We start from the raw sequence: 13,751 nt of genomic DNA, 5'->3' as shown, positions 1-13,751 counted from the left end.
TAGAACAATCGGAGTAGCGAAATGAGCGGCGGAAAGACAGTTGCCATTATCGGGGCAGGACCGGTCGGCCTGGCTGCGGCCGCGCACGTGCTCGAGCGCGGCATGTCTCCCATTGTGCTCGAGGCCGGACCCGAAGCCGGACACGCCGTCCGCCAGTGGCAGCAGGTCCAGCTCTTCTCGCCGTGGGAGTACAATGTCGACAAGGCCGCCGCGCGCTTGCTTGCACCGACGGGATGGAATTCGCCGGACCCGCAATCCTATCCGACCGGCGGCGAACTGCTCGATCGATACCTGACGCCGCTTGCGACGCGAACGTCGCTGCGCGATGTGATCCGGACCTCCAGCCGCGTCTCGGCCATCAGCCGCGTCGGCTTCGACAAGGCGAAGACCAGGGGGCGCGAGCAGGCGCCTTTTGAAATCCGCTACCAGAACGGCAGGGGGCCCGAGGTTCTGCGTGCAGATGCCGTGATCGATACCTCAGGCACATGGTTCTCCCCCAATCCGGCCGGCCGCAATGGCTTGCCGGCGATCGGCGAGCCCGAATACGGCGACCGTGTCGCCTATGGCATGCCGGATGTCCGGGGTGTCGCTCGTTCCAGATATGCTGGCAAGACCGTTGCTGTCTTGGGCGCGGGCCACTCCGCGGTTGGTACTCTCATTGATCTCGTGTATCTCGCCGGCGAAGTGCCGGGTACGCAGCCTGTCTGGCTGTTGCGCGGCGCCGATCCCGCGAAGGCTTTTGGCGGCGGCCGTAACGATAAACTCGCGGCACGCGGCGAACTCGGCAGTGCCTTCGCCGCACTTGTGGCCTCCGGGAAGATCAAGGTCGAAACCGAATTCGGCGTCACGCACCTCTCGGACTCCGAAGGTCGCCTCAAGATCGCGGCAGGGTCCTGTTGCGGTGGGCGAAGCGTGGTCGTGGACGAACTGATCGTGTCGACGGGTTTCCGTCCAGACTTCTCCTTTCTGTCTGAACTGCGTCTGCGGCTCGATCCCGCCATCGAGGCACCGGTCGCTCTGGCGCCGCTGATCGATCCCAACGAGCATAGCTGCGGGACGGTGCGTCCACACGGCGCGCGCGAGCTCGCGCATGATGAAGCGGGCTTCTTCATGGCTGGCATGAAGTCCTACGGCCGCGCTCCGACCTTCCTGATGATGACGGGTTATGAGCAGGTTCGCTCGATTGCGGCCGATCTCGCTGGCGACAAGGAGGCGGCGGCGAGGGTGGAGCTTGTGCTGCCGGAGACCGGCGTCTGCACACGTGGCGGTGTCGAGGCCGCCGGGACCGCATCGGGATGTTGCGGCGGGCCGGCGAAGGAGGATTTGTCCGCCTGCTGTTCTGCCGACGAAACAGCCAAGAAGGCCGGCGGTTCGGGGTGTGGTTGTTCATGAAGCGAGTTCTCGCGGGCCAAGCCCGAGGCCCGCTCGGCGTCGTCGCCGCGCTCGGCACCGCGCAAACGGTTGCATGGGCGTCGAGCTATTATCTCCCGGCCATCCTGGCTGCGCCGATTGCGCGCGATCTCGGTCTCGCGCCGACTTACGTGTTCGGCGCGCTGTCGGGAGCGCTCGTCATCTCTGGCCTGCTCGGCCCGCGCGTGGGGCATGCCATCGATACGTTTGGCGGGCGCAGCCTGCTCGCAATCTCGAACCTCGTGTTTGTGGCAGGCTTGCTCCTGCTGTCCGTGGCCCATGGCATGGCGGTGCTGATTGCGGCCTGGGCGCTGCTGGGGATCGGCATGGGGATGGGCCTCTATGAGGCGGCCTTTGCGACGCTTGCGCGCATCTACGGTACCAATGCACGACGAACCATCACCGGCATCACGCTGATCGCCGGTTTCGCCAGCACGCTCGGCTGGCCCCTCACGACCTGGCTCGCGTCGGAGTACGGCTGGCGCGTCGCCTGTCAGATATGGGCGGCGATCCATATCGCTGTTGCGTTGCCGCTCAATCTCTCGCTGCCGCGCGCCGTCCCATTGGACCAGCAGGCTCGACCGGGGCCGGGTGCAATCCAGCAATCCGGACGCCAGAGCGAGACCTTCGCGATGGTGCTGCTGGCTTACATGTTCGCGGCAGCTAGCTTCGTCAGTTCGGGCATCTCGGCCATTCTGCCGACCATGCTGGTTGCGTTCGGCGCGACACCGGCTCAGGCCCTGCTCGCGGGCGCGCTGGTCGGGCCTGCACAAGTCGGCGCGCGTCTGCTGGAAGCAGGATGGCTCGCCCGGTTTCACCCGCTGCTGTCGGCGAGGCTGGCCATGCTGATGAATCCGATCGGCGTCGTTGCGCTGGTGATGGGCGGACCCTTGCTCGCGTCGACCTTCACGGTGCTGTACGGAGCGGGCAACGGCATCATCACCATTGCCCGTGGGACGCTTCCATTGGCGCTGTTTGGGCCGGCCGGATTCGGCAAGCGGGTCGGCATGATCTCGCTGCCTTCTAGACTGACGGGTGCCGCCGCGCCGCTCGCATTGGGGCTGATGGTGGAGCACTTCGGCAGCAGTGCGCTGTGGATCAGCGCGCTCGTCTCGGTCTCGGCCTTCTTCGCTCTCTTGCTGCTTCGTACGGAGCGGGCAAACTCAGCGCCGCTTCAGGTGGGAGAACAAAATTCGTAAGCTCGGCGGCCGGTCTCTGATTGCGGTGATGTGCATAGGGCAGGTCGGCAACCTGTTGCCGCATGTGACGTTGTCCGCAAATCTGGCGCAGCACCTGATGCCTGAGTGGGGACTGTCGGCGGCCGAAGGCGGCTTGATGGCAAGCGGTTATGCATTCGGCTACATGCTCGCGGTGCCCGTGCTGACGACGTTGACCGACCGGATCGACGCGCGGATTGTCCTGCTCTGGGGCTCGATCGTCAGCGGGCTCGCGACCGCAGCGTTCGGAATCTTCGCGCAAGGGTTCTGGTCGGCGACCGCGATCTGGTCCCTTGCAGGACTTGGTTTTGCCGGCGCCTACATGCCGGGATTGAAGGCGCTGACGGACCGGCTTCCCGCCGGCGACACCTCGCGCGCCGTTACTCTCTATACGTCGAGCTTCTCCGTCGGCGTCGGCCTCTCGTTCCTGGTCGCGCAACTGATCGCCGACCGCTGGGGTTGGCGGATCGCCTTCCTCGTCACTGGCTTCGGCCCCGTCGCCATGGTCATCGCGTGCCTTCTGATGCGGGAGCAGCGGCCCGCGCCGAAGGCGGGGCGTCTGCTCAACTTCGCGCCCGTCTTCGCCAACCGCGAGGCGCTCGGTTACATCCTCGGCTACGGCGCGCACTGCTTCGAGCTTTACGGCATCCGCACCTGGCTGGTCGGGTTCTGGACGTTCGTCGTTGCGCACCAGGGCGCGCCGTCTTGGTTGAGTCCCGTCGTGCTGAGCTTCTGCTTCGCGGTGATCTCGATGCCCGCAAGCATCCTCGGCAACGAGGCCGCGCTGAAATTCGGCCGCCATCGGGCGATCACGGTCGTCATGATCGCATCGGCCTGTGTCGCACTTATCATCGGGCTCAGCGCGACGGCGCCGGCATGGGTGCTCGCACTGCTGCTGCTCGCCTATGGCCTGACCGTGCCCGCCGATTCAGGTGCGTTGACTGCCGGCATGTCTGCCGCTGCGATTTCCGAACATCGCGGCGCGACCCTGGCCTTGCATTCGACGGTCGGCTTCGGTCTGTCGGCGGTCGGAGCCTGGGGAACCGGCGCCGCGCTCGACGCCGCCGGCGGCCCACAGAGCGCGACCGGCCTGGCTGCTGGCGTTCGTCGTTCTTGCGGCCGGCATTGCGCTCGGTCCGTTCGCGCTGCTCTGGGCGCGGATGGATCGAACGCATCACGGCTGAGCCAGCTCTACTCGTGCCGCCATATCTCCACGGCTGAGATGACCAGGATCGCAGCCAATCCCGGCAAAAGAATCGAATTCGGGACAACGCCGAGCAGCAAGCCGCCGATGAATGTACCGACGATCGATCCGATCGCCATTGCAAGCATGAACTGCCAGTTGGCGCGGAGCACTGAAAAATTCTGATCGCGGCTATAGCGCGCGAAGCCCACCAGCATCGTCGGAAGGCTTACCGCGAGTGAGAGGCTGCCTGCCAGCTTGACGTCCGCGCCGAACAGCAGGATCAGGGTGGGGATCAGGAACTCTCCACCGGCAACGCCGAGCAACGACGCCACGATGCCAATCACGAAGCCTGCCGCTACGCCCGCGATAATCAGGTACATGCCAGTCAGCGCCGGGGCGGGTGCTGCCGCAGTGCTGTGTGCGAACAGAAGCACACCTGCGATCAGCAGCAACAAGACGGCTATGACCTTGTAGAGCGTTTCGGACTTGAGGCGCGTCGCCCAGGATGCTCCGGCATAGGCGCCAACAAGGCTGCCCGCCAGCAGATTCAGGATGACCGGCCAATGCGCATATATTTCGGCAAAGGGAACGGCGCGGGCACGAAATGGCAGCGCGCTGGCCACCACGATCAGGCTCGTCGCCTTGTTGAGGACCACGGCTTCAAGACCGCGAAACCTGAACAAGCTGATGAGTAGCGGCAGACGAAATTCGGCGCCCCCGAGGCCGATGAGGCCGCCCAAGGTACCGATGATTGCGCCCGAGCCGAACGCGGCGGAATTGTTTCGCATGGTCACGACGGAAAAAATGCGCTGGTGCGCGAAACTAGACTTGCCCGTAATCCGTCGTGGCGGGGAGCTTCACACCTGCTTACGGCAGGGCGTGGGGCTGAAGAACAGGCTAGTCTAGAATCTTGGGCGTTGCAAACTTACGTCCAATCGGCTTCGAGCGGCAGGAGACGATGACGATCCTTCGATCATGGCTCGCTTTGCTCCGACATGAAAAAAACCGCGACGGATTGCTCCGCGCGGGTGTTACGAACTTTAGATGCTGCCGGTATGCCGGTCTTTTGCTCGACGTGCCAAAGGTTCCAAACCGTCGGCGCAATCCTCGTGACGTGCCTCCGATGACTTCTGCATTCCCCGACTTAAGCAGGTTGACAGTTCGGCCATCCGGGTTTTAATTCGCCGCTACGGGGATGTGCGATCTCCCCGTGAGGCGACATGCCCAAGTATCGCGTCCTTAATCACCAAGGGCGCAGCATGTCAGCATCATACATCCCCATTTCTTCCGGCAGATTATCTAGACTGATCGGCACGGCGAATACGCCGGCGCTTATCGATGCGCGCATTGACGGGGACGTCTCAGCCGACCCCCGCCTGATACCCGGCGCCGGGCGACGCTCGCGCGACGTCCAGGATTGGGCCTCCCGCTTGATGGACCGATGCGATCGATCTCGGGGCGTGATTAGCCGCAGCTGCTTCAAGACCTAGGAGCACATCAATGAGAAACACACTCTTCGCGTTCATCGGTCTCGGCGCCTGCCTCCTTGGCTCGGTCTCGACGGCTCAAGCGCAGAACATCGACTGGCAGAAGGTTGACGAGACGCTGGGCCGCAAGCCCGCCGTTTCGGACGACGTCCACCGCTACGGCTTTCCCCGCAGCGATCTCTCCGTGACGCTGGACGGGGTGACGATCAAGCCGGCGCTGGCGCTCGGCGGCTGGGTTGCGTTCAAGCCTGGGCACGGCGGCGCCATGGTCATGGGCGACCTCGTGCTGCTCGAAACCGAGATCAATCCTGTGATGGCGAAGATGATCGCGAACGGCCTCGAGATCACGGCCATCCACAATCATCTGCTGCGCGCGAGTCCGGCGACGTTCTACATGCATGTTGCCGGGCACGGGGACCCGGTCAAGCTCGCCGCTGCGATCCACGATGCACTCGCCGAAAGCAAGACTCCATTGACCGTCGCAGCGCCGGCGAGCCCGCCGCCGGCCGTGGACCTCGACACCGCGAAGCTCGACCAGATTATCGGCAGCAAGGGACAGGCCAACGGAGGCGTCTACCAATTCAACGTGAAGCGACGTGATCCGATCACGCAAGACGGCATGCCATTGACCCCCGTCGCTCCAATGGGCGTTGCGATCGGTATCAACTTCCAGCCGACCGAGGGCGGGAAGGCGGCCATCACGGGCGACTTCGTACTGACGGGCAACGAGGTCAACCCTGTCATTCTGGCGCTGCGCGCGCACGGCATCGAGGTGACCGCGCTGCATAGCCACATGCTGGATGAGCAGCCGCGGCTTTTCTTCATGCACTTCTGGGCGAACGACGATGCTGTGAAGCTCGCCGAAGGCTTGCGCGCGGCCTTGGACAAGACTGCCAGCACGAAGAGTTGAGCCAAAGATCGAGGGAGGAGACGCCCGATGCGTTACGAACCCAAGCCGATGCCGTTCGATCCAAAGTCGATCAGCGGCATCTCCGAAAAGGTGCTCGTCAGCCACTACGAGAACAACTACGGCGGAGCCGTGAAGCGGCTCAACGCGATTGGCGCTCAGCTCGCAGAGCTCGATTTCGCCAAGGCGCCGAACTTTCTCATCAACGGCCTGAAGCGCGAGGAGTTGATCGCAACGAACTCGATGATCCTGCACGAGATCTACTTCGACGGTCTTGGTGGATCCGAGAGGCCGAGCGGCGCTCTCGCCGATGCGATTGCGCGCGACTTTGGCAGCATCGAGCGCTGGCGTACGGAATTCGCAGCCATGGGCAAGGCCGAAGGCGGCGGCTCGGGGTGGGTGATCCTTGCCTATTCACCCCGTGACGGGTGGCTCATCAATCAATGGGCCGCAGATCATACCACAACGCTCGCCGGCGGTCGGCCGGTGCTGGTGCTCGACATGTATGAGCACGCCTATCACATGGATTTCGGCGCTGCCGCCGCCCGCTATGTCGACGTCTACATGGAGGCCATTCGCTGGGAGAACGCCGCCAAATTGTACGATCGATACGCCGGGGAATCCTGAAAGAGGCGGGAGGGGGATAGGACGCCGAGGTATTGCCAAACGAGCGATCGACTGCGGGGACCCGCGACCTCCCCATCAGATGGATATCCATCCAAGTGCTCGCCTGCATTGTTCTTGGGGAGACGAGCTATGGAAGGACCTGTCTTCGCTCTCTTCGCTCTTGCCGCGCTCGCTGGCGGCTTCGTCAGCGGCTTTTCCGGATTCGCCATGGGCCTCGTGGTGTCGGGCGTATGGCTGCACATCATCACGCCGATGCAGACCGCTACCTTGATCGCGGGCTACGGCTTGCTCACGCAGGGCTACGGCATCTTCAAGCTGCGACGTCTCCTCGACCTTCGGAAGGCTTGGCCGCTCGCGCTCGGAACTGTCATCGGCATCCCGATCGGCGTCAGCATTCTCGCTTACCTGAACCCCAGCTACCTCCGATTTGGTGTGGGGGTCCTGCTGGTGCTCTACGCAATCTACGGCCTGACGAAGCCCGTATTCGCTCCGGTAAAGATCGGAGTCGGGGCCGATATCGCCATTGGCGTCTCCAACGGCTTGCTTGGCGGCCTGACAGGGCTCGGCGGCGTCATCTCGACGATTTCCTGCCAATGGCGTGGCTGGCCCAAGGACGTGCAGCGCGCGGTATTTCAGCCGGTGTTGTTCGTGGCGTTCGTTGTCATCTCGAGCTCTCAGGCCGTAGCCGGTACCATTACCAGGGAGACGCTGGTGCTCTATGCGCTCGGCGTTCCCTTCATGGTCGCCGGCCTTTGGTCCGGTTTCAAATTGTTCGGCAAGATCAACGATGAGAACTTCCGCAGGACCGTGCTGGCGCTTCTGCTGCTCGCGGGATTGTCGCTGATCGCATCGGTGCTGTCGTTCGGACTGCGTTGATATCAGCCGAATCCCCGGCGGCTTACCACCTCGGACTATTCTCCGCGGACGAGAAAATCGCCGGAAAGAGGCCTTATCGCCGCCTCGCTGCCTTTGGTGTTCCGGTGACGGATTTAAGCAGGCGCAGGTCGCTCGACGCCTCCGCGAGCAGCCAGTCACGAAATGTCGCAATCTTCGGAAGTGACGCGGTCGCCTTGGGGCAGACGATCCAATAGCTCTTCGACAATGGCACCGACTCCGGGAAGGGCAGCGCCAGCCGTCCATTGATCAGGTCCCAGGCGCCTAATGTCGTGCGGGCCAGGGCGATGCCCTGGCCGTTGATTGCGGCATCGATGACCATGCTGGCGCGATTGAGCACCGGACCATGCGTGACATCGGCGTCGTCAATGCCGACGCCACGTAGCCAATCTGCCCAGTCGGATCTGCTGTCGAGGTGGATCAGGGGAAATCTCAGGATATCCGCGACCCCGCCGATGCGGCGGCGTCCCGACAGCAGCTTGGGACTGCATACGGCGAAGAGCCGTTCCGTGCAGAGCCTTGTGGCATCGAGGCCCGGCCAGTTTCCATCGCCATGGCGGACCGCAAGATCGACCTCCTCACGCGCAAAATCGACGTGATGCATCGTTGCCGAGACGCGGAGATCGATTCCCGAATGCGCTTCCGCGAAATGGCCGAGGCGATGCACCAGCCATTTGGCGGCAAAATCCGGGGACGTGCTGACCGTGAGCACGCCTGCGTTCTGTCGCTGCAACAGCCGCTCCGTTCCGGTGGCAATTCGATCCAGCGCATCGCGTATCACCGCGAGATAGTCGCGGCCCGCTTCCGTGATGATCAGGCGCTGGCGCTCGCGGCTGAACAGCTTGATGGCGAGCTCCGTTTCCAACGCCTTGACCTGATGGCTCACCGCACCTTGCGTGACGCACAGCTCTTCGGCGGCCCGCGTGAAGCTCTCGTGGCGGGCTGCGGCTTCGAAGGCCTTTAGTGCGTTCAGCGGTGGCAAACGCGGGCGCATGACGCACCTTCCTGAGGGACTTCATGAGAAAAATTGGGGCTGGCCCGAGAAACGATGCTTTGCGGACTTTGCCCTGCCGGCCCTATGCAGGCGGCCACGACACGAAATCATGGGATTTGGAGGCAATAAATGTCAATACCTATTGCCGATCGCGGTTTTCCGGCGCGAGTTCGACGCAGCGCGACGGCTGCGGATCATAAGCAAAATTCATGGCAGGCGTTGATCGGCGGATGGCTTGCCCGCATCGAGCGGGTAAATCAGCGCGACGATCTTCGCGCGATTGCCGACAATCCCCATCTCCTTGCCGATCTCGGGCTCACTCGGGAAGAGGCCTTGGAGCAAGCGAACAAGCCGTTCTGGCGCTGATCGAGCCCGATCGACGGCAAGCGAACCGGGAGGAGAAAAGATGTCCGAGACCATCGTTTACGGCTTTCCCCGCAGCACGTTCGTCAACATCGTGCGGCTCGTCCTCACCCACAAGGACGTGGCCTACCGCTTCGAGGACCTCGAGCCCGTGATGGGCAGGAGCGAGCATCTCGCGCTCCATCCGTTCAACCGCGTTCCGATCTTCCGGCACGGCGACTTCACCGTCTACGAGACGCGCGCCATCGTCGGCTACATCGACGAGGTGTTCGCGGGAGCACGGCTGACGCCGCAGAACCCGCACGCGCGGGCTCGCATGAATCAATGGATCGGTGTCGTCGATTCCTACGTCTATCCCTACATGATCTACCATGTGACCCACGAGCGGCTGGTGTTTCCCGAGCTCGGGATTGCATCCGACGAGAAGGTGGTGGCGCACGCACTGCCGAAGGTCGAGAACGCACTCGTGGCCATCGAGCGCGAGCTCGCCGATGGTCGGGACTACCTCCTCGGTCCAGAACTCTCGATCGCGGATTTCTACCTGTTGCCAAGCACCTTTGCGTTCAGCCTGACGGAGGAAGGCAAGGCCATGTACCCGAAATATCCGGCGTTCTGTCTATGGCGGGAGCGCATGGAGAGCCTGCCGACGACGCAGAAGCTGCGCGCGATCCTGCCGCCGCGCGCGCCCATTGCGCATGCCCGCGAGTGGGCGCACTCGCACCGCCCGAGATATTGAGCTAGGTGGACTGACACTGGGGGCAGGGACTTTCCGCCAGGTACCCGACGCAGTGGATTGCGTTTTCGAGCGGCGGGGGACGACGGTGATCCTTAGATCACGGCAACCTGTGCTACGACATGAAAAAAACGCGGCGGATTGCTCCGCCGCGGGTGTTACGAACTTTCGATGTTGCCATCATGCCAGTGTTTTGCCCGACGTGTCAAAGGCGGCCAAAATGGTCTCGCCGCTGAGGTCGCGCTGCTGCTGATCGGTCGTTCAGATTAGCTAACAGTTTCAACGCCCCCGCTACTGTGCATGGGGTTGTTTTTCAGTTCTTGTTTTGAGGGCGCCGAAATGGCCGCGTTTCAGCGCCGCCCGCGCGGCGCTTCCGCCTTGGCCGGCGCTTCTGTCTGCGGCGCGCAGGTCGCAGCCTGAAGCGAGTTTTGCGCCTGCTGCATCAGGCCGGGCTCGGCGGCGAGCGCCTTCATCACGATCAGGCCGGTGGTAGCAGGGGAATCGATGATCAGGCGGTCGGCCGCGGTGATCTCTTCGTCCTCGGGCAGCTCGTTATGCTGCGGCTCGGTCATGAGGTCGAGCTCGATCACCTTCTTGCCGGCGGAGCGGTCGTTGATGGCGTAATAGGCGATCTCGTTGCGGGTGTAGAACGACACCGAGGTGTAGGCCTGGCTCACCGGCACCGTAAGCTTGAGCGGCCCGCCGGTGAGATCATAGCGGCAGATCGCGATCGCGAAGGCCGGGTCCATGAACGGCATCGGCGAATTGTTGGGATCGGCGAGGGGAAGCTGCGTCACGGCGTTGAGCTTCGTCATCGGCGTCAGCCGCGAATAGGCGTCCTGTGTCGCGATCCGCGGCAGCGCCAGCACGCTGACGAGATGGACCACGAGGCCCAGCACCACGCCCGCGACGATGGTGAACATCAGGCGGATCATGAGCAGCCCACCGTCTTGATCGTGGGCATCGGCGCATCGCGCTGGGTGCGCGTCGCAACGCCGACAGGGGTGTCGTAGAGGCGCAGCATCAGCGCGTAACGCTCGATGCCGCCGGTCGGCAGCCAGTTGCCGGCGCGCGAGCGCGAGGCGATGCGGATCTCGAACGTCCCGTCGGACTGCCGCACGATCTCCTGGCTGGTGAAGCCATAGCGCTGCAGCGAATTGGCGACGAGGTGGCCCTTGCGGTCGTACAGCGTCAGCGTCCAGAACCGCGCCGGCGGCGTCACGCCGGAGACGACGACGTCGCAGCGGCCGTCGAGCGCCTTCTTCTTCTCGTCGGCGGTCGCCGTGAAGGCGACGCCGTCACCGGTGCCGATCGGCAGCTCGCCATTGCGCACGATGGTGGCGCGCGAATAGGGATCGACGTCGGCGGTGCCGGTGCGCGGGCGGGCGGTCCAGGGGCCGATGGTCAGCGCGCCGATCTCGGTGCCGCGCGTCGTCGTCATCCAGGTCGCGCCGACGCCGACCACGCTCGCGAGCAGAAGGGCCGTCAATGTGATCAGGATCAGCCGCACGGGTTTCGATCAGTTCTTGCGCGGGACGGATGCATTCGCATTCTCTTCCGCATAGTTCTGCGGGAAGGCGAGCGCGCTCGTCGACGAGGCCGGCTTGGCCAGCTTGTCGTCGTCGGCAGCCGCCTTGGTCGCGGTCCTGGCGGCGTCATCGAGCAGCTTCTCGACGCGCACCAGCACGTCGGCGCCGCGCTTGGTCAGCACGGGCGGCGGGCCGGGCTTGGTCTCCAGCACCTTCGGTGCCGCATTGGCCTGCGCTGCCATCGGCTGCGGCGGCAGCTTCTGGCCCATGCCGATGCCGGGGATTTCCCGGACCTCGACGCCCTGATGCGCGGTGACCATGATGTCGTGCCAGGTCTGCGCCGGCAGCGAGCCGCCGGTCATGCGGTTGGTCGGCGAATAGTCGTCATTGCCGTACCACACCGCGCAGGTGAAATTGCCGGTGTATCCGACGAACCAGGCGTCGCGATACGCATTGGTCGTGCCGGTCTTGCCGGCGGTCGGAATGCCGTCGAGCGCGGCGCGGCGCGCGGTGCCTTCGCTGACGACGTGGCTCATCATGCCGGCCATGTCGGCGGCAACGGAGGCCGGGATCGCCTGTCGCGGCTTCGGACCGTCGCGGTCCCAGCGCCAGACCGGATCACCGGCACCGGTGCGCACTTCCAGCACCGAATGCGGCGTCACCGCCTTGCCGCGGTTGGGGAAGGTGGCGTAGGCGACGGCGTGCTCGATCACGGTGACTTCGTCCGAGCCGATCGGCAGCGACGGCGTGTCGGGCAGCGGTGCCTTGAGGCCGAAGCGGCGGGCGACCTCGACGATCTTGGCGCGGCCGAGCTTGGCCGGGTTCGGCGCCTTCGGCTGTTCCTTCTGGCCGATGGCAATGGACAGCTTGACGGGCACGACGTTGATCGAGCGCGTGATCGCCTGCGTCAGCGTCACCGAGCCGGAATAGGAATGGCCATAGTTCTGCGGACACCAATTGCCGATGCAGACCGGACCGTCGACCACGATCGAGTTCGGCGTGAAGCCGTTGAGGAGCGCGGTGGTGTAGACGTAAGGCTTGAACGACGAGCCTGGCTGGCGATAGGCGTCGGTGGCGCGGTTGAACTGGCTCGCGCCGTAGTCGCGGCCGCCGACCATGGCGCGGATGCCGCCGTCGAGGTCGGAGACGACGGTCGCGGCCTGGGTCGCGTGATAATCGCGGCCAAACTGGCGCAGCTGGTTCTCGATGGCGTCTTCCGCGGCCTTCTGCACGTTGGTGTCGATCGCGAGGCGCACCACGAAGACGCGCTCGGTGTACGACTTCGGGAAGGTGTCGACCAGCTTGCGCATCTCGTCGAAGGCGTAGTCGAGATAGTAGTTCGGCGAGGCCTCGTCGCGGCGATCGACCGCGAAGGCCGGGTTGCGGCGGGCGCCGAACACCTGGCCCTCGGTCATGAAGCCGGCATCGACGAGATTGTCGAGCACGACGTTGGCGCGGGCACGCGCCGCGGGCAGGTTGATGTGGGGTGCGTATTTGGTCGGCGCCTTGAACAGGCCGGCGAGCATCGCGGCTTCTGCCAGCGTCACGTCGCGCGCGGATTTGTTGAAGTAGAAGTGGGCTGCGCCGTCGACGCCGAAGGTGCCGCCGCCCATATAGGCGCGGTCGAGATAGAGCTTGAGAATCTCGTTCTTGGTCAGGCGCCATTCCAGCCAGACCGCGAGGAAGGCCTCGTTGACCTTGCGCTCGATGGTGCGCTCGTTGCTCAAGAACAGGTTCTTGGCGAGCTGCTGGGTGATCGAGGAGCCGCCCTGGCGGACGCCGCCGGCCTGGGCGTTGGTGACGAGCGCGCGCGCGGTGCCGGCGATGTCGATGCCGAAATGCTCGTAGAAGCGGCGGTCTTCGGTGGCGAGCGTCGCCTTGATCAGCACGTCCGGAAAGTCTTCCAGCGGGATCGAGTCGTTGTGCTTGATGCCGCGGCTGCCGATCGGGTTGCCGTAGCGATCGAGGAACGACACCGCGAGGTCGGACTTCTTCAGCCAGTCCTCGTCCGCGGTCTCGCGGAAGGCGGGGATGGCCAGGGTGAGCATCACCACCAGGCCGCCGAGGCCCAGTGTCGCGGCCTCCGACAGCGGCTCGATGAACACCCAGCGCTTCCACCGCCCGACATAGAAGCGGTCCATGAAGGTCGAGTAGCGCTCGTAGAGCTCGCGGATGCCCTTGGCGGAGGAGAACAGCGAGGAATCGATGCGCGCGTCGAGGTCCAGAAAGAAATTCCGGATGCGGCTCTTCCAGTTGGATGGTGTGTTCTGGACCACCTAGAACCCTTGAGGCTCGGTTCGACAGCGTTCAGGCACCCGGCCGGGCGGCACCGAGACGTCTTGAGGGAATGTTACGGCAAACCCAAGGCGCCGGTTTCGCGTCCGAGGGGACTTGCTGTTCCTTC

12 protein-coding genes and 1 pseudogene are annotated in these 13,751 nt (G+C 64.2%); 7 read left to right on the top strand and 6 right to left on the bottom strand.

The window, feature by feature from the left end; genetic code table 11:
* The first annotated feature begins 21 nt into the window (after positions 1–21).
* The 3 genes and pseudogenes from CT676_RS15095 to CT676_RS15085 all read left to right on the top strand — a co-directional run bounded on the left by CT676_RS15095 (position 22) and on the right by CT676_RS15085 (position 3,811).
* On the top strand, positions 22–1,392 hold the full coding sequence (locus tag CT676_RS15095; RefSeq protein WP_085402722.1) for an NAD(P)-binding domain-containing protein: 1,371 nt from the start codon (positions 22–24) through the stop codon (positions 1,390–1,392).
* The gene (locus CT676_RS15090) at positions 1,389–2,609 is read left to right on the top strand and encodes an MFS transporter (RefSeq protein ID WP_167768055.1); all 1,221 of its coding nucleotides are present in this window, start codon (positions 1,389–1,391) and stop codon (positions 2,607–2,609) included. Before CT676_RS15095 ends, CT676_RS15090 begins: the two co-directional genes overlap by 4 nt.
* Positions 2,610–2,637: 28 nt before the next feature.
* Positions 2,638–3,811: pseudogene (locus tag CT676_RS15085) on the top strand (MFS transporter).
* Positions 3,812–3,818: 7 nt separating this feature from the next.
* Here CT676_RS15085 and CT676_RS15080 read toward each other — a convergent pair.
* Positions 3,819–4,601, bottom strand: coding sequence for a sulfite exporter TauE/SafE family protein (locus CT676_RS15080; RefSeq protein ID WP_049831723.1), 783 nt, complete (start codon positions 4,599–4,601; stop codon positions 3,819–3,821).
* Positions 4,602–5,313: 712 nt separating this feature from the next.
* Here CT676_RS15080 and CT676_RS15070 point away from each other — a divergent pair.
* The 3 genes from CT676_RS15070 to CT676_RS15060 all read left to right on the top strand — a co-directional run bounded on the left by CT676_RS15070 (position 5,314) and on the right by CT676_RS15060 (position 7,710).
* Complete coding sequence (locus CT676_RS15070; protein ID WP_085402723.1) at positions 5,314–6,210, top strand: DUF1259 domain-containing protein; 897 nt, start codon at positions 5,314–5,316, stop codon at positions 6,208–6,210.
* A gap of 27 nt (positions 6,211–6,237) precedes the next feature.
* Positions 6,238–6,834 (top strand): Fe-Mn family superoxide dismutase, encoded by a 597-nt coding sequence (locus CT676_RS15065; RefSeq protein WP_085402724.1) that lies wholly within the window; start codon positions 6,238–6,240, stop codon positions 6,832–6,834.
* Positions 6,835–6,963: 129 nt separating this feature from the next.
* Complete coding sequence (locus CT676_RS15060) at positions 6,964–7,710, top strand: sulfite exporter TauE/SafE family protein (RefSeq protein WP_085402725.1); 747 nt, start codon at positions 6,964–6,966, stop codon at positions 7,708–7,710.
* Positions 7,711–7,783: 73 nt separating this feature from the next.
* Here the strand turns inward: CT676_RS15060 and CT676_RS15055 are convergent, their stop codons facing one another.
* Together CT676_RS15055 and CT676_RS44025 are read right to left on the bottom strand one after the other, a co-directional pair.
* The gene (locus CT676_RS15055; protein WP_085402726.1) at positions 7,784–8,722 is read right to left on the bottom strand and encodes a transcriptional regulator GcvA; all 939 of its coding nucleotides are present in this window, start codon (positions 8,720–8,722) and stop codon (positions 7,784–7,786) included.
* Between the two features lie 207 nt (positions 8,723–8,929).
* On the bottom strand, positions 8,930–9,142 hold the full coding sequence (locus CT676_RS44025) for a hypothetical protein (protein ID WP_161495875.1): 213 nt from the start codon (positions 9,140–9,142) through the stop codon (positions 8,930–8,932).
* Here CT676_RS44025 and CT676_RS15045 point away from each other — a divergent pair.
* Positions 9,129–9,821, top strand: coding sequence for a glutathione S-transferase family protein (locus CT676_RS15045; protein ID WP_085402727.1), 693 nt, complete (start codon positions 9,129–9,131; stop codon positions 9,819–9,821). The two genes, CT676_RS44025 and CT676_RS15045, sit on opposite strands and share 14 nt — an antisense overlap.
* A gap of 347 nt (positions 9,822–10,168) precedes the next feature.
* On the opposite strand, the gene CT676_RS15040 is transcribed toward CT676_RS15045, so the two are convergent.
* From CT676_RS15040 to CT676_RS15030, 3 genes are read right to left on the bottom strand one after another with little or no spacing between them, the layout of a single operon-like run.
* On the bottom strand, positions 10,169–10,753 hold the full coding sequence (locus tag CT676_RS15040) for a DUF1254 domain-containing protein (protein ID WP_063984559.1): 585 nt from the start codon (positions 10,751–10,753) through the stop codon (positions 10,169–10,171).
* On the bottom strand, positions 10,750–11,328 hold the full coding sequence (locus tag CT676_RS15035; RefSeq protein ID WP_028149914.1) for a DUF1214 domain-containing protein: 579 nt from the start codon (positions 11,326–11,328) through the stop codon (positions 10,750–10,752). The genes CT676_RS15040 and CT676_RS15035 overlap by 4 nt, the downstream gene beginning before the upstream one ends.
* A gap of 9 nt (positions 11,329–11,337) precedes the next feature.
* Positions 11,338–13,623 (bottom strand): PBP1A family penicillin-binding protein, encoded by a 2,286-nt coding sequence (locus tag CT676_RS15030; RefSeq protein WP_135214850.1) that lies wholly within the window; start codon positions 13,621–13,623, stop codon positions 11,338–11,340.
* Positions 13,624–13,751 lie beyond the last annotated feature (128 nt).

The sequence above is a fragment of the Bradyrhizobium sp. MOS001 genome (assembly GCF_004634465.1).
Taxonomy (GTDB): Bacteria; Pseudomonadota; Alphaproteobacteria; order Rhizobiales; family Xanthobacteraceae; genus Bradyrhizobium; species Bradyrhizobium barranii.
The sequence above is the reverse complement of the archived record's forward strand: the minus strand, read 5'-3'. Positions and strand labels throughout refer to the sequence as shown.